Below are 22,148 nucleotides of genomic sequence, written 5' to 3'. Positions count from 1 at the left end.
CCTCCATAATTTTTTATTTTTAATCTAATTTAAAGTTTTCTCCTAAGTATATCTTCTTCGCTACTTCATTTTTAGAAATTTCTTCAGGAGTTCCACTTACTAATACTTCTCCATTTGCCATAATATAAGCCCTTTCAGTTATTCTTAAAGTTTCTCTAACACTATGGTCTGTTATTAATATTCCTAATCCTCTCTTTTTTAAGTATCTTATTATTTCTTGAATGTCTTCTACTGCTATTGGATCAACACCTGCAAAAGGTTCATCAAGAAGTATAAAATCAGGATCATTTGCAATTGTCCTAGCTATTTCTACTCTTCTTCTTTCTCCACCAGATAAAGAATAACCATATGATTTTGCTACATGAGTTAACTTAAATTCTTCTAATAATTCTTTCACTTTTTTTTCTTGCTCTTCTTTAGAAATATTTTTCATTTCAAGTACAACATAAATATTTTCTTCCACTGTTAAGTTTCTAAAAACTGAAGGCTCTTGAGCCAAATATCCTATTCCTAAATTTGCTCTTTTATACATGGGATAAGATGTTATATCTTTTTCGTTGCAATAAACTTTCCCACTATCTGGAGATATTATTCCCGTTATCATATAAAAAGTAGTTGTTTTTCCTGCTCCATTTGGCCCTAAAAGTCCAACAATCTCACCTTTATTAACCTTTAAAGTAACTTCTTTTACAACTTTTCTTTTTTTATAACTTTTACATAAGCCTTGAGCTTCAATACTTATCATAAAGTCCTCCTAATTTGATTTATAATTAACTAATGTTTTACCAAAAGTTTTTACTTTATTAGTTAATTTATTATATATAACCTTGTCTGCTGTACAAATAAGTTCATCATTTTCTAATTTAACATTTCCCTCTATTTCAGCTGTTTTTTTTGTGTCATCTACAGTTCCTTTATCCCCTGTTATTACTGTAGTCTTACCGTTTTTTCCTATATTTTCTATTTTTACATTTCCTACTGAATTAAATACTTTTTTATCTAAATATCCTTTAAATTTATCTCCAATTATTATAGTTTCTCCTTTTGAATCATTTAAAATAATTTTATTATCTTTTTCTCCAAAAGCAATATTTTTATATAAATTTATATAAATCTCATCTGATTTCAATACTTGATTATCTCTTGAAATTACAACTTTTTCTTTCCCTTTAATTTCAGAAATGTCATAGCCTGAGTTTTCTTTTTTTAAATAAACTTTTAAATTATTTCCTTTATAACTTGATATTATCTTTTTATTTGTTTGTTTGTCTAAGGAAATTATTTGACCCTTGGCATTTCCTAAAAAATTAAAAACCATATCCTTAAGATTTCCTTGAATTTTATCAGAGCTAAACTTTCCTTCTTTTCCTTCGTATTTTTCCAATCCAGAATCTTTTTTTAAATAAATTTCAGGTTCTTGATCAATTTTAATTTCTTCACTTAGATTATTATACCATAATTCTTTCCCCTTAAGGATAACACCATTATAATTTATTTCAAATGGGCTAAAAATTTCTAATACTCCTGTTTTACTATTGTATCTTCCTTTTTCAAATTTTCCTTGTAAAATATCTTCTCTTGAGTCCGATGATTCTATTATACCATTTCCACTTAAAATCATAACTTTATTACTTGAGGTATATCTTCCTTTATCTGCTTTTAATCTTAATCCTTGATTTTCTAAAACAATATCTTCGTTTAATTCTATATAAGTAAAGCTTTTATTCGTTCTAAAAATCTTACTTTGAATTTCTAAATCTTCTTTTTTATTAAAAGCTTTCACTCCTGTATCTGAACTAAGTAAATCTTTTAGTTGATTATATGATAGCTTTTCTGATGTAAATTCCCAATTTTTACCATTATTTCCATAAATATTATTTTCTAAAAAAATATTTTTAGCTGAATCTAATAATACATTATTTGCTTTTAATTCCATTTCCTTAAAATTAATTTCTGCATTTTCAAAATTTGTTATATTTAGTTTTGTATCATCTATTTGCTTAATTGCCTTTATTTTATAACCTAAAGAAGTATAATTCACATCTATTGTCTCTATTTTTGTTGAAACCTCTTTTATCCCTTCTTCTTCCTTATAATAATTAAAATATCCTAAAATTAACACTCCTACTAAGCCTAACAAATATAAAATTTTCTTTTTCATTTTTTCCTCCTAGCTCAATATTTTTTTGAGCTCATTAAATTTAAGCAATGCTTCCATTGGAGTTAAATTATTTATATCCACTTCCTTTACCAACCTTAAAGCTAATTCTTCTTCTTTGGATATTTCACTAACTTCTAATACTTTTTTCTCTTCCTTTTTTTCTAGTTCCATATTTGTATTCAAATTAGTTCCAAACAATATCATCTGTTCTTCTCCTAATTTTCTTTCTACAATATTTTTTCTTTTTTCTAAAACCGATAATATCTTTTTAGAATTTTTAAGTATCTCTTTAGGTAATCCTGCTAATCTGGCAACTTCAATACCGTAAGATTTATCTGCTCCACCTTTTACAATCTCTCTTAAAAATTTTATTTCATCTTTATCTTCTGATACTTCTATCCTATAGTTTTCTGCATTTTCTAATCTTTCTTCTAATTGAGTCAATTCATGATAATGAGTTGCAAATATTGTTTTAGCCTTTATTTTATCATGAATATACTCTGTTATAGCTGTCGCAATGGAAATTCCATCAAAAGTAGAAGTTCCTCTTCCTATTTCATCTAAAATAATAAACGATTTGTTTGTAGCACTATTTAAAATATTTGCTACTTCGCTCATCTCCAACATAAACGTTGATTGCCCTGTCATTAAATCGTCACTTGCCCCAATTCTTGTAAAAATTTTATCTACCAATCCTATTTTTGCATAATCAGCAGGCACATATGATCCTATATGGGCCATTATTATTATTAAAGCAACTTGTTTCATATAAGTTGATTTTCCTGACATATTTGGTCCGGTTAAAATTATTAAGTTTTTATTTTTGTTCATAAGAACTTTGTTTTTAACAAATTCTCCTGCAGGAATTAATTTCTCAACAATAGGATGTCTTCCTCCTATTATTTCTAAATTTTTATCTTCACTAATTTCAGGTTTCACATATGAATTCTTTATTGCAACATGAGCTAAATTTGTTGTAACATCTAGATATGCTAATTTAAAACTTAAATCTTGTAATTCCTCTTTATATTTTTTTATACTACTTGTTATTTCTTTAAATAAATAATATTCTAAACTTTCTATTTTATTTTTAGCATTTAAAACTTTTTCCTCATACTCTTTTAATTCTGGGATGATATATCTTTCTGCATTTGTTAAAGTTTGCTTTCTTATATAGTATTCTGGAACTAAAGCTATATTAGCTTTTGTTACTTCTAAAAAATACCCAAATACTTTATTATATTTTATTTTTAACCCTTTTATTCCTGTTTTTTCTCTTTCTGAAGCTTCTATTTTTAAAATATAATCTTTCCCATTATTAGAAATATCTCTCAATTCATCTAACTCTTTATTATATCCTGCTTTTATTATCCCCCCTTCTCTTATTGAAAAAGGAGGCTCTTCAACTATAGACTCTTCTACTAAATTATATATATCTATTAATTTTTCTAACTTTATATCTAGAATTTTACTATCATTCAACAATTTATATAACTCTAAACTACTTAAGATAGATTGTTTCAACGCTATTAAATCCCTACCATTAACAGTTTCAAGTATTAATTTCCCTATAATTCTTTCTATATCATAAATATTTTTTAATTGTTCTCTTATTTCTTCTCTTAATAAAACTTCATCAATAAAAAATCCTATATCTTCTTGTCTTTGCTTTATTTTTTTTATATTAAGTAATGGATTTTTTACTATTTTCTTTAATAATCTACTTCCCATAGAACTTTTACAATAATCCAATATCCAAAGTAACGTTCCATTCGAAGTTTCTCCTTTATAATTAGAAATTATATCTAAGTTTTTTTGAGTAGTTAAATTTAATTCCATTACATTTTCTGAATTTACACATAAAATATTCGTAAAAGGCAATTCTTTTCCTTTTTGTAAATCATTTACATATTTTAATATCATTCCAGAAACTGATATAATTTCATCCTTTCCCTTTATTCCAAAACTATCTAAAGATTTAATTTTAAAATAATCTAATAAATATTTTTTTGAGTTTCTTACTGGTAAAGTTTTATTAATCTTTATATTTTCCAGCATCCTATAACTTTCAAGATTATCTTTTAATTCATCATAACTTTTTTCATCAGTTATCAATTCTTTTGGAGATATTTTATTAACTTCTCCTAACACTCTATATATTAAATTTTCTCCCTGAAATTCAGAAACTTTAAATTCTCCAGTCATTATATCAACATAAGAAATTGCTGCTTTTTCATTTTTTAAAATTACACACATTAAATAGTTATTAGTTTTCTCATCTAAATATTCTGTATCAATTATTGTTCCTGGAGTTATTACTCTTACAACTTCTCTTTTTACAATCCCTTTTGCATCTTTAGGATCTTCTGTTTGTTCACAAATAGCTACACTATAACCTTTACTTACTAATTTTGAAATATATGAGGCTACAGAATGATATGGAACTCCTGCTAGAGGAACATCCATTTTTTTATTACGTCTTGTTAATGTTATTCCTAACTCTTTTGATGCTATTTTAGCATCTTCATAAAACATTTCATAAAAATCTCCAAGACGAAAAAGCAGTATACTGTCATTATACTGCTTTTTTATTTCATTATATTGTTTCATAAGAGGAGTCTCTTTAATCATTTATCTTTTGCTCCCTTCTTAATTCTTCTAAAATTCTTATTACTTCTAAATAATTTTCTTCTTTATTTATTCTATTTTTGGCATCTGAAGAACCTCTTATTCCTTTCAAATACCAACAAATATGCTTCCTCATTTCAAAAATAAATTTTCTATTTCCTTGATTATCTTCTTGCGCCATTTTTATATGTTTAATAGCCATATTTATTTTTTCTTCTGGAGTTACTTTATTTTTAACTTCACCAAATTCTAACATTTCTCTTATTTCTCTAATTAGCCATGGATTTCCACAAATTCCCCTAGCTAACATAACTCCATCAACTTTTGAATAATTTATTCTTTCTATAGCATCTTCTGTAGTAAATATATCCCCGTTTCCTATAACTGGAATATTAACAGCTTCCTTAATTTCTTTTATTTTTGACCAATCAGCTTTACCCGTATACATTTGTTCTCTAGTTCTTCCGTGAACTGTTATATGAGTACATCCTATTTCTTCTGCTATTTTAGCAATTTTTATATATTCACTAATTCCTTTATATCCTACTCTTATTTTAACAGAAATAGTTGTTTCTTTCTTTAAATTATCTTTCATAGCCTGTAAAATTTCTTTTATTTTTTCAGGATTTGCAACTAAAGCTGATCCATATCCATTTTTCACTATCTTTGCCATAGGACATCCTGCATTTAAATCTATATGTTTTACCCCTTTACTTTCTAAATATTTAACACTTTTAATAACTTTTTCAACATCATTTCCAAAAATTTGAACTGATTCTCCCTCTCTTAATCTTAAAAGTTTATTTAAAGTTTTATCATTTAAAGCATCTATAGCATTAACACTAACCATTTCTGTAAAAATCATATCTGGGTTAAATTCACTTAAAATAGATCTAAATGTATAATCTGTTACTCCTGCCATTGGAGCAATAAATATTTTCATTAATTCACATCCTCTTTTTCTTCTTTTAATAACTTATAAAAGTTATTTTACACAATTATCCACAATACAAAATTTTACCATATTTCTTACTATTTTTCAATTATATACAAGGCTTTTCTAAATAAAAAAATAAATTTTAATAAAGTAATTTTTAGATAATTTTTACCTCACTTCCTTTTATTCCAGGAACTGCTGGACTAACTTCTAAACTTCTTATTATTCTTACTTTTAATTCCTCTAAATGAGTAATTATTCCTACCTTTAATCTTTCTTCACTGTTTATATTCTCTAAAGACTCAATAACTTTATCTAATAATTTTTCATCCAATGTTCCAAAACCTTCATCTAAGAAAAAAAACTCAAGTTGTACTTTCCCTTTAAGTTGCATTTGATTTGAAAGAGCCAAAGCAAGGCATAAAGAAACTATAAAGGTTTCTCCGCCTGATAAAGTAGAACATCTTCTTTGAGACCCTTCGTTAAAATAATCTATAACAAAAAAATCACATTCTTCATCAGAGATAAGCTGATATCTTCCATTTGTTATTCTTTTTAATCTCTGAGAAGCCTGATAAACAATACTTTTTAGTTTTTTCACAGATAAAAATTCTACAAAAGCTCTTCCTTTTAATTTTTTACCAAGTTCTTCTGCTATTTCATATTGTTTTTCAGCGTTATTTTTTAATTTAATTATTTCTTCTAGTTCTTTTAAAAGTTTATGTTTTCCTTTAATATCTTTCTCCAAAGTTGAAATCTCTATTTTTAATAACTCATTTTTATCTTTTAATTCTTTATTTTTTAATTCTAAATTTTCCCATTTTTCAATACTTTGATTTCTACCTGCTATTGATTTTTCTGTTTCTTCTAATAAGGTTATTATTCTTAAAAAATTTTTTTCATAATAATTTATTTCATTTTCAATTTCTTTATATTTTTCATCATTTAATATACTTTTTTCTATTTCTTCTTTATTTTTAAATACAGAATTCTCTATATTTTCATTTAGTTTAGTACTTTTTATATGTATATCCTCAATAATAAGATTTAATTCTGTTTCTTCTTTTATTAATAACTGGTTTATTTTTTCTTGATTTTTAATTTTTTCTTTTAAAATATCATAATTTTCTAATACTTTTTTGTCTATAATTTCAATACTATTTTGTAATTTATAAATCCTATCTTGATTTTCCTCTAGTTTTTTCTTTTTTTCTTCTAAGAAATCTATAGATTCTTTAGATAAATCTTCGTACTCATTTAAAATTTCTGATTCTTTAATTTTAATTTCTTTTGTTAACATTAGATACTCTTCATTTAAATTATCTAATTCTTTTTTTATCCTTTTTTCATCTCTTAATAAAAGATTTTTTTCTGATTCTTTTTTTATTATAACTGTATTTAACTCCATGAATTCTTCTTCTTCTTTTTCCATTTGAATATTTTCTCTATTTAATAACTCTAGTGCCTCTTTTATATTTTTTTCATCTAATTCCATATCTAAATTTTTATATTTAATTTTAAAGATATTTAATTCTTCTTCTATTTTATTTATTCTCTCTATTAATCTTCCTTCTTCTCCTAAAACTTTATCCTTTTCCTTAAGTAACAATTCTAATTCTTTTTCTATATCACTACTCTTTAAATCATCTATATCCATTTTTTTATGATTAGTAGAGCCACAGACAGGACAAGCTTCTCCATCCTTTAATTCTTTATATAATTTGTAGGCAAAACTTTTTTTCAATTCCTCATTTTTTTCTTTTATTTTTTTTAAATAATTCATTTTTTTCTTTATTGTTTCTTCTTTTTCTTTTTTTAATTTTTCTAATAATTCCTCTTTAATTTCTTTTTCTTTTTTTTCTTGTTTAGCTAATCTAATAAATTCTATTTGTTCTTTTATTATTTTTTCTTTTTCAATTAGTATATTTTTATCTATTTTTTTAAATTCTTCTTTTTCTTTTTTCTTTATGTCTAAATCTTTTTGATTTTTTTCTTTATTAATAATATTTTCTTTTTTTTCAATCTCTTTCATTGATAGATTATTTACTATATTTTTTTCTTGATCTTTTTTTATTAATAATTTGCTTTTTTCTCCATATAAATTATTAATTTTTCTTAATTCTTCAACATTAAACACAATATTTTCTTTTTCTTTTATATATTTTTCTTTTTGTAATATTATTTTATTTTGTTTTTCTTTTAAATCTTCTATATTGTTTTCTTCACTTAATTTATCTTTATTTAATTTCAAATTATATTCTTTTTTTTCTTCTAATTTTTTTGTCAATAATGACAAACTTTCTATTTCTATTTTTAATTCTTTTCCTAAATTATTTCTTTTTAAAATATCCTTAAAATTAGTTATAACTTTTTCTTCTTTTAAAAGTCCTTCTTTAACTATATTTAGTTTATTTTTTTCATCCAATAATTCTCTTAATTTTTTTTCTTCATTATATTCTTTATCAAATGTTTCCTTTTCTTTTAAAGAACTTTTTAAAAATTCTTGTTTTTCTTTGAAGTTAGTTTCTAATTTTTTTATTTCTTCTAGATCTATTTCTCCCTTCCCAATAATTTGATTTCTATATTTTTCACTTTCCATATACCAATGTCTTTTTTCTTTAGAAATTTTTATTTCTAACTTTTCTCCATATTTCTCTAACGCAAATATTTTTTCTAACATTTTTATTTTTTCTTTTCCTCTTAATTTTAAAAATTCATTAAATTTTCCTTGAGGTAAAACAACAGTTCTAGAAAAATCATCAACATCTAAACCAAATTCTTTATTTAATATATTCTTTACTTCTGTTTTTTTGTTTGCTAATATATTTCCATTTTTTATTAATATTGCATCTTTTGAATTTATTACTTCTTGCCCCTTTGATTTTCCCCTTTTATAATTTCTTTTAATTTCATATATATCTTCTCCCAAAGCAAAAGAATAATATACTTCCATCTTACTAGATCTCTCGTTTATAGAATTTAAAAGACTACTTTTATTTCCATCTATTCTATTTCTTGGAATTTCATCAAATAAAGCAAGAATCATTCCATCTAGTATAGTTGATTTACCACTTCCTGTTTCCCCAAAAATTCCAAACAGTCCGTATTCTGATAATTTTTCAAAATCTATTATTTGTCTTTCTTTAAAACTTTGTAGCCCCTCTATCTCTAATCTTATTGGTCTCATTATTCATCATCTCCAACTAGTTTTTCAAAAAGATTTACTATTTCTTTAGATGGAGAAATCCCATCTTTATTTTTATAGAATTCTAAAAAAGCTTCTTTTATATTAATTTCTGAATAATCGATCTCTTCACTATAACTTTTTTCTCCTAATAAAACAGGAATTATCTCAACTATATTTTTATTCTCTTTTATTTTTCTTATTTCACTTGATTTTAAATGAGTTTTAGTTTTTATTGTTAAATAAATCCACTCATCTCTGTCTTTTAATTTTTCAGAAACTTCAATAGCTTCCTCTATAGAATTTGAAGTATATTCTCTTATTGGTTTATAATTTTCTAATATAATCTCTTTAATATCAGTGTTAAGATTTCCTTTTATTTCCACTATAAACACTTTTTTCAAAAAACTATTTTCTGTAGATCTATATTCTATTGGAGATCCTGAATAACAGGCTCTCTTAGAATTAAACTTCATTGGTTTATGAATATGTCCTAGAGCTATATAATCTACATCTGGTAAATCACTAACTTTAACAGCCATAGATCCCCCTAGTTCAATATCTTTATCTTCTTTTGTTACAAATAAATGTCCCATTATAACAGTAGGGGTATTTGTTTTATTATTCTTTATTCCCTCTCTTAATATTTCTCCTATTCTTTCAGAATATTTACCTTCTTCAAAAATTTCATTTAAAGCTGTTTCACTAGGATAAGGTAAAGAATATAAAAATAATTTTTCTTTATTTATTTTTAAAAGAATACCTCCCTCATAAGACTCTACAATTTCCATATTGCCATACTTTCCTAATTTTTTTATTTCATAAGGCTTCTTATAAATTATTACTCCAATATCTTTAACTAAAGATTTTGCTGCTGATAATCTTTCTCCATTATCGTGATTTCCTGGTATTATTATAACTCCAATTTTGCCATTTAAAGATATCTTTTTTAATGATTCAAAAAATAAAGTTTCTGCTTCTGCTGAAGGATTGGGAGTATCAAAAATATCTCCTGCTATAAGTATTAAATCTGGTTCTTCTCCCTGTACTATATTCTTTAAGTTATTTATAAATTTTTCTTGTTCTTCTATTCTTTTCATTCCTTCTAATTTCTTCCCAAAATGCCAATCTGAAGTATGTAATATTCTCATTTTTACCTCCTAGTTATACTTTCTTTCCTTTTAATTATAACCTCTATTAGATATCAAAACAAGAAAAAAAGGATGCATATGCATCCCTTTTTTTATAACTGATTTCCTTTTTTTATCTTGTATCTTTCTTTTATAAATCTAATTCCTATTTCAAGCAATTCTCTTTCAACTAAAATTCTTTTTTCAATATTTTCTATTCCTTCTATTTCAATAACTTTTGTATCTCCCACTACTCTCCTGATTATTTCAAGACCTGCAGATCCTAATGAATCAGCTAGTACTTCTGATAAATACCAATCCATAAAATTTTCTTCATGATAAAGAGGTTTTTTTACTAATTCTTTATATTTGTTTTTAAATTTATAAATAAACATATCATAAATTTCTTCTATAGAAGTTGATAACCATTTAATGAATTTCTCTTTATCTTCACTAGCTTTCATCAAATATTTTTTATTTATCAAGGGAAAATATAAATTTCCTATTACATTTCCTATATCATACCCCATAGGTCCATAGAAGGCAAATTCCGGATCAATTACTTTTATTCCTCTTTCATTTATAAAGATTGAACCTGAATGTAAATCACCATGAATCAAGGCTTGTGCATTATTCATAAAATTATTTTTTAATTTAGATACTTCTAAATGTAATTCCTTATCATCATATAATTTTTCTTTAACCAAAGTTTCATTTTCTTTTAATATTATATTTCTTTTTTTATAATCATCATAAGGTTCTGTAAAAACAAGACATTCTGAAATATCACATAATTCTTTATTAATAAAAGTTTGAACCTTATCTTTTTTTTCTGCAGAATCCATAACTAAATCTGTTGTAGGAAGTAATGTATCTACTAAAAAACTACTTATTTCATCTGAAAAATTAGGAAATATTTTTTCTTCCAACAATTCTTTTCTTAAATTTTTAAATTCTGATATATCTTCCATAACAATAACACACATAATATCATCATAACGGTATATTTTTGGTACTGATTTTTCTGAATATTGACCTTCTATTCTTAATATTTCTGCCTCTATTTTGCTTCTAGCTAAATCTAAAGGTCTTCCTGATGATCTTAAAAATTTGTCAGCTTGCTTTAAGACAACTGATTTATTATTAGTTTCATCTATTATTCTAAAAATATAGTTTATATTTCCATCTCCAATTTCTTCGCCTTTTAATTTAGAATTCTTATCAAATATATTAAAATCTTTAGTGTAGTTTATTGCGTCAGCAACAGATAATCGAAAATGTTCTTTATATTTTTCCATATTAACTTTACCTTCTTTCTTTTAATAATATTGTTCTACTTCTGTTTTGAAATATTCTTTCAAATTATAAGGAGAATAGATTCCTTGATCTGTAACTACTGCGCTCACAAATTCTGGAGGAGTAATGTCAAATGCTGGATAATATCCTTCTACACCCTCTAATGTATTTCTTATTCCATTGCAGCTAATAACTTCTTTTGAATCTCTTTCCTCAATTACAATATTTTCTAAATATTTCCCTTCATCTGGAATTCCTGTTACAAAATATGGTATTCCAAAGTGTTTTGCACAAATTGCGATTTGCATAGTCCCTACCTTATTAACTATATTTCCATCCATACAAATGGTGTCTGCTGCTGAAGTAAAAACATCTATTTTCTTTTCTTTAATTGTCCAAGCTGGCATATTATCTGTTATAACTGTCACTTTAAATCCTTGATTTTTTAAAACACTTGCAGTTAAACGAGCTCCCTGCAAATAAGGTCTTGTTTCAGGACAATAAAATTCAATTTCTTTATTCTGTCTTTTTATTTCTCTTCCCATACATCCTACAATTGTTTCTCCAAAACACTGTGTCATAATTTTCCCTTTTTTAGGAAATAAATTAACTAAATTAACTGCTACTTCTGACATTCTCCCATATCTTCTCTCTAGAGAATCTATCGTTCTTTGAAATATTGCTTCTATTGCAGAATTCCCTTTTTTTAAAGCTTCAATACCAACTTCAGCACAAGAACTTGTTATCATTTTCATTCTGTTGACTGTAGTTGGGCGAGCATGAGATATTACTTCTGAAGCATTTTTTAAATAATTAATTTGCTCTTCTAACTTCATTTTTTTACATTGGTAAGCTGCTAAAGCCATTCCCATTCCTGCAGCAGTATATGGTCCCGCACTTTGAGTCACCATATCTGTAATAGCTTGTTTTACTTCTTTATAATCAATACATTCTACAAATTTAATTTCTTTTGGATAAATTCTTCTATCTAGTATCTTTACCTTTCCATCTTCATACCAAGCTATATTTTCATATCTCAACATAAATGCTAAATCTTTATCCTTTCTATCCATTTATTTTTCCTCTTTTCTTTATATTATTTTACTTTTTTTAAATTAGGCTTATTAATCATTATTGCTATACATCCCATAACTAACATTAACATAGAATACCATGAATAAGGTACAATAGATGCTGGAGATATTTTAGCCATTCCTGCTGCCATTAATAATTGACCTGCATAAGGCATTAACCCTTGAAATGCTGAGGCAAATAAATCTAAAAGTCCTGCTACTCTTCTACGATCTACACCAAATTCGTCTGCTATATCTCTTGCTAAAGGACCTGCAGTAATAATCGCTACAGTATTATTTGTTGTTGCTAAATCTAGTAAACTTACTAGTCCTGCAATTCCAAATTCTGCACCTTTTTTACTTTTTATTCTAGATGTTAAGTTTTCTAATAACCAATCAATACCACCAAAATGATGCATTGTTGCCACTACTCCACCTACTAATATAGCTATCATTGAAATATCTTCCATCCAACCCATTCCTCTTTGTAACACTCCAAAAGTTTCTACAAAAGTAAAACTTCCATTCATTATCCCTATTGCTACTCCTACTAATATTCCTGTCCCTAAAGTATAAATTACATTTAATCCAATAAGAGCCAATATTATTATTGAAATATAAGGAATTATATTTATTAAATTATATTCATATGCTTTTCCAACAACTCCACTTCCACCAGCCATTGATATTAATACTAAATTAATTAAAACCGCTGGTAAAACTATTGAAAAGTTAACTCTAAATTTATCTCTCATCTCAACTTCTTGTGTTCTTGTAGCAGCTATTGTTGTATCTGAAATAAAAGATAAATTATCTCCAAACATGGCTCCACCTACTACTACTCCACAAACTAAAGGTAATGCTATCCCTGTTTCTGTAGCTATTCCAACTGCAACTGGAGTTAAAGCACTCACTGTTCCCATTGATGTTCCCATTGAAAAACTTAAAGCACAACCAACTAAAAATAATCCTGGTAATAACATCTTAGCTGGCAATAATGATAATCCTAAATTTACTGTTGAATTAACAGCTCCCATTGCATTTGCAACTGAATAAAATGCACCTGCTAATATAAAGATAACAACCATTAAAATTAATGTAGGATCCCCTGCTCCTTTACAAAATATATCTATTCTATCATTTAAAGATATTGGATTATCTTTATTATTTAAAGTTATTGCAACTCCTGATGTAATAACAAAAGCTACTAAGAGTGGCATTTTACTAAAATCTCCTAAAAATAAACCTGCTCCTGCATATAAAATAATAAACACCATCAACGGCAACAACCCTCTTATATTTCCTTTCTTCTCCATAAACCCCTCCTTTATTTTTATATATATACATATTAACTTCTTTAATTACCTATATTTTTTCATGCTCTTCTATTCTTTCTCCATAGTCTTTAAATCTTTCTATCACATTTTTCATTTCTTTTTCTTCTAATATAAATGGTTTTCCCATAACTTTTGAAATAAAATAAAGTTCACAACAAAATTCAACATTTTCAGCTATATTATAAGCTTCTCCTAAATTTTTTCCTCCTGTTAACAATCCATGATTACTTAATAAAACTGCCTTGGTATCCTTCATTGCTTCATAAGCAGTTTTAGCTAATTTTACAGTTCCATAAGTTGCATATTTTGCACAAGGTACATCTACTCCTGCCACTGCTAATAAATAATGAATTGCAGGCAATTTATTTCCTGTACAAGAAAGTCCTGCTGAATATTTAGAATGGGTATGTACCATTGCATTGATATCTTTTCTATATTTATAAAAAATTCTATGCATATCTGATTCACTTGATGGAACTCTATCTCCCTCTACTATATCTCCTGTATCAACATCTAGTATAACAATATCTTCAGGAACAATTTCTAAATAACCAACCCCACTAGGAGTAACTGCCATTAAGTTTTTTTCTCTATTACATATACTAAGATTTCCTCCTGTTCCTTTAGTTAAACCTTCTGTAATCATTCTTTTACCATAATTCATTAATTCTATTCTCTCTTTTTCTAATAACATATTACCCTCTTTCTTATTTAGAAATTTCCATTATTTTAATTAAATCTTCTTTCGATAATTTTTTAAATCTACCTAATGTTTCACTTCCAGCTAAAGCTTTCTCTGCCATCAATTCAAATTTTTCATTTGTTATATTGAAATCTGACAACTTCTCTTTTAATCCTAATTCTTTAAAAAATTTCTTCAATTCTTTAATTCCCTCAGAAATTGTATTTACACCGAAAACTTCTTTTGAAAATCTATTCATAACTTCTATATTATCATCTTTCACATAATCTATCCAAGTTGGAAAAATAATTGCCATTCCTGCTCCATGAGTTATATCATAAATTCCACTTATTTCATGTTCTATTCTATGAGATGACCAATCAGCAACTCTTCCACAAGCTATCATTCCATTATGAGCCACAGTTGCTGCCCACATTATTTGAGCGCAATTATTATAATCTTTTCTGTTTTTCATTATTTTAGGTCCAAATTTTATAACTGTCCTCATAGCTGCTTCCATTAAACTATCGCTTAATTCTGTATGGATACTTTGACTAAAATATCTTTCCATTAAATGCGATAATATATCTGCAACTCCTGCTCCCATTAAAGAATCTGGAATTGAAAAACAAACTTCTGGATCTAATATTGAAAATTTAGGAAAATTCTTTTCTGTATCGCAAACACATTTAAGTTCATTTAATTCATCTGTAATTATTGAACTTTCTGACATTTCTGATCCAGATCCTGGAATAGTTAATACAACTCCTACACCTAAAGAACTTTTAGGAGTATTCTTTCCTGTAAAAAAATCCCAAACATTTCCATCATAAACTGTCCCTAAAGCTATTGCTTTTGAAGAATCAATTACACTTCCCCCACCTATAGCAAGAATAAATTCTATTTTTTCTTCTTTACAGATTTTAATTCCCTCATTTACAAGAGATAACCTAGGATTTGGTACTACTCCCCCTAACTCTATAATTTCTATATTTTCTTTTTTTAGTGAATTTAAAACTTTTTCATAAATTCCTAATTTTTTTATTAAAGAACCATCTCCTTCATAATGTAGTAATATTTTTTTTGAATATTCCCCTACTAATTTTCCTACATCCAAATGACTATCTTTTCCAAATACTATTTTAGTTGGACTTATAAAATTAAAATTTTCCATTTTCTCTCCTTTTCGTAAAACTATGTTTATTTTTAAAACATTAACTTTTATATTAATATATATACTATATTTTTAATCTCTTGTAAACAATAATTAGATAAACTGTTGTACATCACTTTTCTATATGTTAAAATATTTATAACAATTTTGAAGAGGTGATTTTATGAAACAATTCTTATATTTAAAAATTTATAATGATTTAAAAGAAAAAATATTAAAAAATCACTTTACTGATAATAAACTCCCTTCCACTAGAGCTCTCACTAAAGAATATTTAGTGAGTTCAAGAACAATCTCTAAAAGTCTTGAACTTTTAGAAATAAATGGTTATATCAATATAATTCCTTCTAAGGGAATATATATAAAAAATAACACTAAATTTAAAAATAACAAAAAGATTAAAACTATTTTAAAAAATTATAAAAAAACTGAAATAAAAACAAATAAAACTATTGATTTTTCTAAATCTGAAATAGATAGTTCTTTTTTTAATAAATTTCTCTATCAAAAACTTTTAAAAGAAATTTTTTCTTCTGAAGATTTTGTTTTAAATGATTTTAAATACATACAAGGACTTCCAAGTTTTATAAATTTTATATCTGAATGGATAGAAAGTGATAATATTTTTGTTCATAAAGATAATATTTTTTCAATTTCCAGAACTCAACAATGCTTAGAAATTATAATGCGATCTTTTTATCATGATAAAAAATTAAATATTGCTGTTTCTGATCCTACACATTATAACACAATAACCTTATTAGAACCATTCGCAAATATCCATGGTGTGCATCTTTTAGATGACGGTTGGGATTTTCATGATTTTGAAAATATTCTTAATCAATATAAAATAGATTTTGTTTATGAAGCTCCTAACTTTCAAAATCCTTCTGGGATTTCATGGTCTGTAGAAAAAAAACTACATCTTTTAAATCTTGCTAATAAACATGACTTTTACATTATAGAAGAAGATAATTTATCTGATTTCTTTTACAATATAAATAAACCTATAACTTTTAAAAGTTTAGATAAAATCGGAAATGAACGAGTTTTTTATATTAAAGATTTCTCTAAAATTATTTCAAATGAATTACAAGTTGCTTTATTAATAGTTCCTACGATTTTTAAAGAAAAAATTTCTTTAGAAATTGTTAGTTTAGAAGCTTCTCCTTCTAATATTTCTCAAAAAATAATAGAATTATTTATTAGAAATAACCATATGAATACTTTTATAAAAAAATATAAGAAAAAATTAGAAACAAGGCATAATTATGCTCTATATTTATTAAAAAAAATTCCTTATCTTAAAATAATGCATGTCCCATATGGTGGTTTCTTTATTTGGCTTCAACTAAAAACTGAAATAGATGAAGAGTTGTTCTATACTCTTTGCAAAATTAAAGGAGTTTTAATTTTACCTGGTTATATTTTTTATCAGGATAGAAGAAAAAATTCAAAATTTAGAATTTGTTTTATTTCAACAGATTTAGAAAAAATACATACTGGTATTAATATAATTAAAAATATTTTAAGCAAAAAAAAACTTAGAGATATATAAATCTCTAAGTTTTATATTTCTAAAATAAACACTCTAAATAATACCCTTAAATTAACGTTACTTTTTATACAATTTTTAATTTTTAGTAACTTTTCTAATTTATTATAATCTTTTATAAAATAACTCATATAATTACATATCTCCATAGCTATTATCCTTTCTTTTCCACAAGAATTAGCTATATCCTCTGCAAATTTAAGTTGTTCTGCTTTTCCTATATATTCTTTATTTTTATAAAAATCTATCAATGCTTTATAAATATTCATTTTACTTTCTATATCTTTATTCTCTATATAACTTTCAATAACCTTTTGAATATCAGAATATATATATGCTTTTTTTAAATCTAAATTTTCTTTCTTATAATTTAATATATCGTGTCCATTTCCTCTGAAAAATTTATATATTTCTTCAGTTACTTCTAATTCATCAAAAGTTCTATTTTTTATTTTTAAAATTATTGATCTAGATTTTATTGTTGAAATTAAATTTAAATTTTTCATAAGCAATATGAAATAATCTCCATCCCTAGGCTCTTCTATTAACTTAAGTAAAGCATTAGAGGATTCTTTATTTAATCTATCTAAATCTTTTAAAATAAAAATTCTATTTCCTCCTTCATAAGAAGAAGTTGAAGCTCTATATGAAATTTTTCTTACATCTTCTATCTTTATATCTTCAAATATTTCTAAATCTCCATGAGTTAAAGAGTTCATTCTTTTACAGCTTTCACATTCATCACAAAAATCATCCTCATAATTTTTACAAGTTAAACCTTTGGAAAAAGAGAGAGCAAATTTAAAAATAAGCTCCCTATCCTCTCCATAAAATATATATGTTCCACTCTTTTTTTTATTTTTCAACTCATTTTTTAAAAATATTTTAGCTTCCTCATTGGAAGAAATATCTTTAAACATAATTACCTCTCTGCTTTCTCTATTTTTTTCAATACATCTAATTGGTCCATAGCTAGCCCCGCTCCTCTAACAACATTCATAAGAGGCTCTTCTGATAATCTAACATGTAATTGAGTATGTTGAGCTATTAATTTAGGGAAGTTTCTTATTAAAGAACCTCCTCCTGCCATTACTATTCCTCTATCAACTATATCTGAAGCTAATTCTGGAGGAGTTTTTTCCAAAACTTCTTTTACGCAAGATACTATTTGCATTAATGAATCATTAATTGCTTCTCTTACTTCTTCAGATGTTATCGTTACTGATTTTGGAAGCCCCATTACTAAATCTCTTCCTTTTACAACTATACTTTCTTCTTCTTCCAAAGGAATAGCTGTCCCTATTTTTATTTTTATTTGTTCTGCTGTTCTATCTCCTATTAACAAATTATGAGTTTTTTTAACATATCTCACAATATCATTATCAAAGTTATTACTTGCAATTCTAATAGTTTTACTTACAACTGTCCCACCAAAAGAAATCACAGCAACATCTGTAGATCCTCCACCAATATCAACTATCATATTTCCTGTTGGTGCTGATATATCTAATCCTGCTCCTAAAGCTGCTGCTCTAGCTTCTTCTATTAAATATGCTCTTTTAGCTCCTGCTGATAAAGCAGCTTCTAATACCGCTCTTTTTTCTACTCCTGTTACATCAATTGGAACACATATCATTACATCTGGCATAAACATAGTATTTCCAAATACTTTTTTTATAAAATATTTTATCATAGCTTCTGTTACATCATAATCAGCAATAACCCCTTCACTTAAAGGTTTTATAGCAACTATAGAATCTGGAGTTTTACCTATCATTGCCTTTGCTTCGTTCCCAACTGCTAAAACCTTTCTTGTTTCTCTTTCAACTGCAACTACTGATGGTTCATTTAATACTATCTCTTGCGTTTTTTTATTATAAACAAGTGTATTAGCTGTACCTAAATCTATTCCTATTCCTCTTCTTGATCCAAACTTAAATAATCCCATCTTTTCCCTCCAAGTCTATATTTAATTTCACTATATTTCTTATTTCATCAATATTACCATCTAAATATAAAGCTGCAATATATGCTTCAAATGCTGTTGCTTCTCTATACTCTTGAGGAGTACAAGTTTTTGGAAAAGATTTTATCCTTCCATTTTTTGATCTATTTATAAGTTGTTTATATTTTTCATCTACATCTTTTAATATCTTATTTAATATTTTACTTTGGGCTTTTGCATTAACATACTTTACTACTTCATTATTCATATGTCTTAAATTATAGCCTTTCATAAAAAAATATTCTCTAACATTAACTTCCCATATGGAATCTCCTAAATAGGCTAATACTACCCCACTTTTTTCTCTTAAATCTATAGAGACCATGTTGTTTTATCCTTTCCATCTTTTATTTTGATTCCCATTTCTAAAAGTCTATTTCTTATTTCATCAGATAATGCCCAGTTTTTTTCTACTCTTGCTTTTCTTCTTAATTCTAACAAAAATTCAACTAATTCAGATGTTAAATTTCCTAAATTTTCTTCATTTTTCTTTAATAACACTCCTAATACTTCTTCCATTATATAAGTTATAAAAGTATCTGCCATTTCAAGATTTTTTATTCCCTGTTGAGATAATTTTTCTACTTCAGCATATTTATTTATTTTTTTTACCAGTTCAAATATTACACCAATTCCTTGAGCTGTATTAAAATCTTCATCCATTGCAGCTATAAATCTTTCTTTAGCATTTTCTACATCTGATTTTAAAGATGATAAATCATCTCCATCTTCTATAAATCCATCTTTAACTTTTTCTTTTATTCTTAATATAGCATTATCAATTCTTTCTAATCCAGTTTTACTTTGTTGTAATTCGTTATCTGAAAAATCAATAGTTTTTCTATATTGAGCTCCTAAAACAAAAAATCTAATAACTCTTCCTTCGTAATGTTCTAAAACTTCTCTTAAAAGAAAAAAGTTTCCTAATGACTTTGACATTTTTTCTCCATCAACATTTATGTATCCATTATGCATCCAATATCTAGCATAATTTCCACCTGATCCACAAGTCGATTGTGCTATCTCATTTTCATGATGAGGAAAAATAAGATCCTGTCCACCACCGTGAATATCAAAATCTTTTCCTAATAATTTTCCAGACATAGCTGAACATTCTATATGCCATCCTGGTCTACCTTTTCCCCAAGGAGAATCCCAACTAGGCTCTCCTTCTTTTGCTTTTTTCCATAATGCAAAGTCTAAAGGTGATTTTTTTATATTACTAACCTCCACACGAGCTCCCGCTCTTAAATTATCTATTTCTTGATGAGATAAGCATCCATATTTTCCTTTATTTTTATCAACTTGAAAGTAAACATCCCCTTTTGATTCATAAGCATAACCTTTTTCAATTAGATTTTTAATAAGCTCTTGCATTTCTTCTATATAGTCTGTTGCCTTAGGTCTTTGCATTCCTTCTTCTTTTAAATTAACTTTTTTTGTATCTTCAAAATAAGCATTAATATATTTATGAGCAATTTCTTCACAAGAAACACCTTCTTCATTAGCTTTTTTTATTATTTTATCATCTACATCTGTAAAATTAGAAACATAATTAACTTTATAACCTCTATATTCTAAATATCTTCTCACAGTATCAAAAACTATAGCTGGACGTGCATTTCCAATATGAATACAATTATAAACTGTTGGTCCACAAACATACATAGACACTTGATTTTCTTTTATTGGTTTAAATTCTTCTAAACTTCTTGTCATTGTGTTATAGATTCTTATCATTTTTTTCCTCCCTATTTTTATCTATTTTTATTTCAGCTTTTATTCTTAATTTATTTTTTTCTATATATCCTTTGCAATCTATATTCATATATTTATATTTAAATTGCCCCATTGCAATTTGATTTTCTTTCATAATCCAATTTTCTGTTTTATACTCAAAACTATCTTCACCAATTAATAAATAATCATTTCCTAATAAATCTCTTTTTATAGAAATATTTTGTAATTTTTCTAAAAACAAAGAGATTTCCTTACTGCTTTCTAAAGTCTTAAGTCCAAATAAATAGTTTCCATTTTTAGTATCTATAATTACTTCTCCATTAAGCATTGAAAATAAATCTTTTCCTTCTAAAATAAAAAATTCTTGAACTAATTCTGCAATAGTAAAATTTGATAATCTAATTGAGAGCATTCTAAAAATAAAAGTATCTAATTTATCTATATTTTTAGCTGAAAGATAAACTTTGTCATTCTCCAAATAATTTAATAACTTTCTTTTTTTAGGTTGCGGTTTTAACAATTTCAAAAAACTTTGTTCTCCATAAATTTCCCCATCTAATTTTATTGTGTTCTCATCTTTTAAATTACCAGAAAAAACTAACATATCCATTCCTAAATATCTTTCTCTTCCTTGATTTATTATTAAAGTTCCTAATTTATTATCTAATTTTTCCTCTATTATTCTTTTTAATTTATTATTGTTTTTAGAAGATGATTTTATAGCTTTTTCTATTTCATTTTCATCTTTTCCTATTATAAATAGTCCTTTATAATTTTTAAGATAAACTTCATCTCTATGATTAATAAATTTTTCTATATATTTTCTATTCTCATCCTTTAGAACATAATATCCGTTTTTTCCCTCGTTAAAATAATCATTTATTTCTAAAATTGCAATTGGATAATATTTTCCTAAATCTATAATTAAAACTCCATTTTTATTTTTTTCATATATTTTACTTTGAGATACAAAGCATAAATCTTTTATATTTTTTATTATTTCATTTTCATTCTCTATATTTATTTCAAATATATCTTCTAATTTAGATAAACTTTTTTTGTTGATATTTTTATTACAATAAATAATAGTTGACTTGTCAGTTATAAAACTTTCTATAGAATCTTTATAATAAAATTCAAATCCTATTATTATAACTAATAATGTCACTAAAAGAGAAATTATCAAACTTATAACTTTTTTCATTTATCCTCCTATATCTATAATTTTTCAGTTCTTTTTATTATA

Annotated in this window: 17 protein-coding genes; 1 reads left to right on the top strand and 16 read right to left on the bottom strand. The window is 25.6% G+C overall.

Annotated elements, in window-relative coordinates; translation table 11 throughout:
* Positions 1–19 precede the first annotated feature (19 nt).
* The 11 genes from lptB to Q7K47_10630 all read right to left on the bottom strand — a co-directional run bounded on the left by lptB (position 20) and on the right by Q7K47_10630 (position 15,602).
* Entirely contained in the window at positions 20–745 is a 726-nt protein-coding gene (gene lptB, locus Q7K47_10680; protein MDP0507656.1) for an LPS export ABC transporter ATP-binding protein, read from the bottom strand.
* 9 nt (positions 746–754) lie between these two features.
* Positions 755–2,161: a hypothetical protein gene (locus Q7K47_10675; GenBank protein ID MDP0507655.1), complete on the bottom strand. Its 1,407-nt coding sequence runs from the start codon at positions 2,159–2,161 to the stop codon at positions 755–757.
* 9 nt (positions 2,162–2,170) lie between these two features.
* Positions 2,171–4,792 carry a DNA mismatch repair protein MutS gene (gene mutS, locus Q7K47_10670; protein MDP0507654.1) on the bottom strand — a complete coding sequence of 874 codons (2,622 nt, stop codon included), beginning with the start codon at positions 4,790–4,792 and terminating at the stop codon, positions 2,171–2,173.
* Positions 4,785–5,732 (bottom strand): tRNA dihydrouridine synthase DusB, encoded by a 948-nt coding sequence (gene dusB / locus Q7K47_10665; GenBank protein MDP0507653.1) that lies wholly within the window; start codon positions 5,730–5,732, stop codon positions 4,785–4,787. The genes mutS and dusB overlap by 8 nt, the downstream gene beginning before the upstream one ends.
* Before the next feature lie 151 nt (positions 5,733–5,883).
* Positions 5,884–8,913, bottom strand: coding sequence for an AAA family ATPase (locus Q7K47_10660; GenBank protein ID MDP0507652.1), 3,030 nt, complete (start codon positions 8,911–8,913; stop codon positions 5,884–5,886).
* Positions 8,913–10,061, bottom strand: a complete 1,149-nt coding sequence (sbcD, locus tag Q7K47_10655) for an exonuclease subunit SbcD (GenBank protein MDP0507651.1) — start codon at positions 10,059–10,061, stop codon at positions 8,913–8,915. The genes Q7K47_10660 and sbcD overlap by 1 nt, the downstream gene beginning before the upstream one ends.
* A gap of 92 nt (positions 10,062–10,153) precedes the next feature.
* Positions 10,154–11,338: an S-methyl-5-thioribose kinase gene (gene mtnK, locus Q7K47_10650; GenBank protein MDP0507650.1), complete on the bottom strand. Its 1,185-nt coding sequence runs from the start codon at positions 11,336–11,338 to the stop codon at positions 10,154–10,156.
* Positions 11,339–11,359: 21 nt separating this feature from the next.
* A complete protein-coding gene (locus Q7K47_10645) occupies positions 11,360–12,409 on the bottom strand; it encodes an S-methyl-5-thioribose-1-phosphate isomerase (protein ID MDP0507649.1) in 1,050 nt (349 codons plus the stop codon).
* 23 nt (positions 12,410–12,432) lie between these two features.
* Positions 12,433–13,725 carry a Na+/H+ antiporter NhaC family protein gene (locus Q7K47_10640; GenBank protein MDP0507648.1) on the bottom strand — a complete coding sequence of 431 codons (1,293 nt, stop codon included), beginning with the start codon at positions 13,723–13,725 and terminating at the stop codon, positions 12,433–12,435.
* Between the two features lie 49 nt (positions 13,726–13,774).
* Complete coding sequence (locus Q7K47_10635; protein MDP0507647.1) at positions 13,775–14,440, bottom strand: L-fuculose-phosphate aldolase; 666 nt, start codon at positions 14,438–14,440, stop codon at positions 13,775–13,777.
* Between the two features lie 13 nt (positions 14,441–14,453).
* Entirely contained in the window at positions 14,454–15,602 is a 1,149-nt protein-coding gene (locus Q7K47_10630) for an iron-containing alcohol dehydrogenase (protein ID MDP0507646.1), read from the bottom strand.
* 163 nt (positions 15,603–15,765) lie between these two features.
* Here Q7K47_10630 and Q7K47_10625 point away from each other — a divergent pair, with 163 nt between their 5' ends.
* Positions 15,766–17,160 (top strand): PLP-dependent aminotransferase family protein, encoded by a 1,395-nt coding sequence (locus Q7K47_10625; GenBank protein MDP0507645.1) that lies wholly within the window; start codon positions 15,766–15,768, stop codon positions 17,158–17,160.
* An 11-nt stretch (positions 17,161–17,171) separates the two neighbouring features.
* On the opposite strand, the gene Q7K47_10620 is transcribed toward Q7K47_10625, so the two are convergent.
* Genes Q7K47_10620 through Q7K47_10600 form a run of 5 tightly spaced genes read right to left on the bottom strand, consistent with a single transcriptional unit; the run spans position 17,172 to position 22,106 of the window.
* Positions 17,172–18,077 (bottom strand): ATPase, encoded by a 906-nt coding sequence (locus Q7K47_10620; protein MDP0507644.1) that lies wholly within the window; start codon positions 18,075–18,077, stop codon positions 17,172–17,174.
* Positions 18,078–18,079: 2 nt separating this feature from the next.
* Entirely contained in the window at positions 18,080–19,105 is a 1,026-nt protein-coding gene (locus tag Q7K47_10615) for a rod shape-determining protein (protein ID MDP0507643.1), read from the bottom strand.
* Positions 19,092–19,487, bottom strand: coding sequence for a ribonuclease III domain-containing protein (locus Q7K47_10610; GenBank protein ID MDP0507642.1), 396 nt, complete (start codon positions 19,485–19,487; stop codon positions 19,092–19,094). Before Q7K47_10610 ends, Q7K47_10615 begins: the two co-directional genes overlap by 14 nt.
* Positions 19,475–20,902: a cysteine--tRNA ligase gene (gene cysS, locus Q7K47_10605; GenBank protein MDP0507641.1), complete on the bottom strand. Its 1,428-nt coding sequence runs from the start codon at positions 20,900–20,902 to the stop codon at positions 19,475–19,477. Before cysS ends, Q7K47_10610 begins: the two co-directional genes overlap by 13 nt.
* A complete protein-coding gene (locus Q7K47_10600; protein ID MDP0507640.1) occupies positions 20,886–22,106 on the bottom strand; it encodes a hypothetical protein in 1,221 nt (406 codons plus the stop codon). Before Q7K47_10600 ends, cysS begins: the two co-directional genes overlap by 17 nt.
* Positions 22,107–22,148: the final 42 nt, after the last annotated feature.

The sequence above is a fragment of the Fusobacterium sp. JB019 genome, from assembly GCA_030673965.1.
Lineage (GTDB): Bacteria > Fusobacteriota > Fusobacteriia > Fusobacteriales > Fusobacteriaceae > Fusobacterium_B.
This window is presented reverse-complemented; position numbering and strand designations above follow the sequence as displayed.

What these genes read in the sequence shown, in the direction of transcription:
- lptB (MDP0507656.1), bottom strand. Translation starts at nt 745, where the DNA reads ATGATAAGTATTGAAGCTCAAGGCTTATGTAAAAGTTATAAAAAAAGA.
- Q7K47_10675 (MDP0507655.1), bottom strand. Translation starts at nt 2,161, where the DNA reads ATGAAAAAGAAAATTTTATATTTGTTAGGCTTAGTAGGAGTGTTAATT.
- mutS (MDP0507654.1), bottom strand. Translation starts at nt 4,792, where the DNA reads ATGATTAAAGAGACTCCTCTTATGAAACAATATAATGAAATAAAAAAG.
- dusB (MDP0507653.1), bottom strand. Translation starts at nt 5,732, where the DNA reads ATGAAAATATTTATTGCTCCAATGGCAGGAGTAACAGATTATACATTT.
- Q7K47_10660 (MDP0507652.1), bottom strand. Translation starts at nt 8,913, where the DNA reads ATGAGACCAATAAGATTAGAGATAGAGGGGCTACAAAGTTTTAAAGAA.
- sbcD (MDP0507651.1), bottom strand. Translation starts at nt 10,061, where the DNA reads ATGAGAATATTACATACTTCAGATTGGCATTTTGGGAAGAAATTAGAA.
- mtnK (MDP0507650.1), bottom strand. Translation starts at nt 11,338, where the DNA reads ATGGAAAAATATAAAGAACATTTTCGATTATCTGTTGCTGACGCAATA.
- Q7K47_10645 (MDP0507649.1), bottom strand. Translation starts at nt 12,409, where the DNA reads ATGGATAGAAAGGATAAAGATTTAGCATTTATGTTGAGATATGAAAAT.
- Q7K47_10640 (MDP0507648.1), bottom strand. Translation starts at nt 13,725, where the DNA reads ATGGAGAAGAAAGGAAATATAAGAGGGTTGTTGCCGTTGATGGTGTTT.
- Q7K47_10635 (MDP0507647.1), bottom strand. Translation starts at nt 14,440, where the DNA reads ATGTTATTAGAAAAAGAGAGAATAGAATTAATGAATTATGGTAAAAGA.
- Q7K47_10630 (MDP0507646.1), bottom strand. Translation starts at nt 15,602, where the DNA reads ATGGAAAATTTTAATTTTATAAGTCCAACTAAAATAGTATTTGGAAAA.
- Q7K47_10625 (MDP0507645.1), top strand. Translation starts at nt 15,766, where the DNA reads ATGAAACAATTCTTATATTTAAAAATTTATAATGATTTAAAAGAAAAA.
- Q7K47_10620 (MDP0507644.1), bottom strand. Translation starts at nt 18,077, where the DNA reads ATGTTTAAAGATATTTCTTCCAATGAGGAAGCTAAAATATTTTTAAAA.
- Q7K47_10615 (MDP0507643.1), bottom strand. Translation starts at nt 19,105, where the DNA reads ATGGGATTATTTAAGTTTGGATCAAGAAGAGGAATAGGAATAGATTTA.
- Q7K47_10610 (MDP0507642.1), bottom strand. Translation starts at nt 19,487, where the DNA reads ATGGTCTCTATAGATTTAAGAGAAAAAAGTGGGGTAGTATTAGCCTAT.
- cysS (MDP0507641.1), bottom strand. Translation starts at nt 20,902, where the DNA reads ATGATAAGAATCTATAACACAATGACAAGAAGTTTAGAAGAATTTAAA.
- Q7K47_10600 (MDP0507640.1), bottom strand. Translation starts at nt 22,106, where the DNA reads ATGAAAAAAGTTATAAGTTTGATAATTTCTCTTTTAGTGACATTATTA.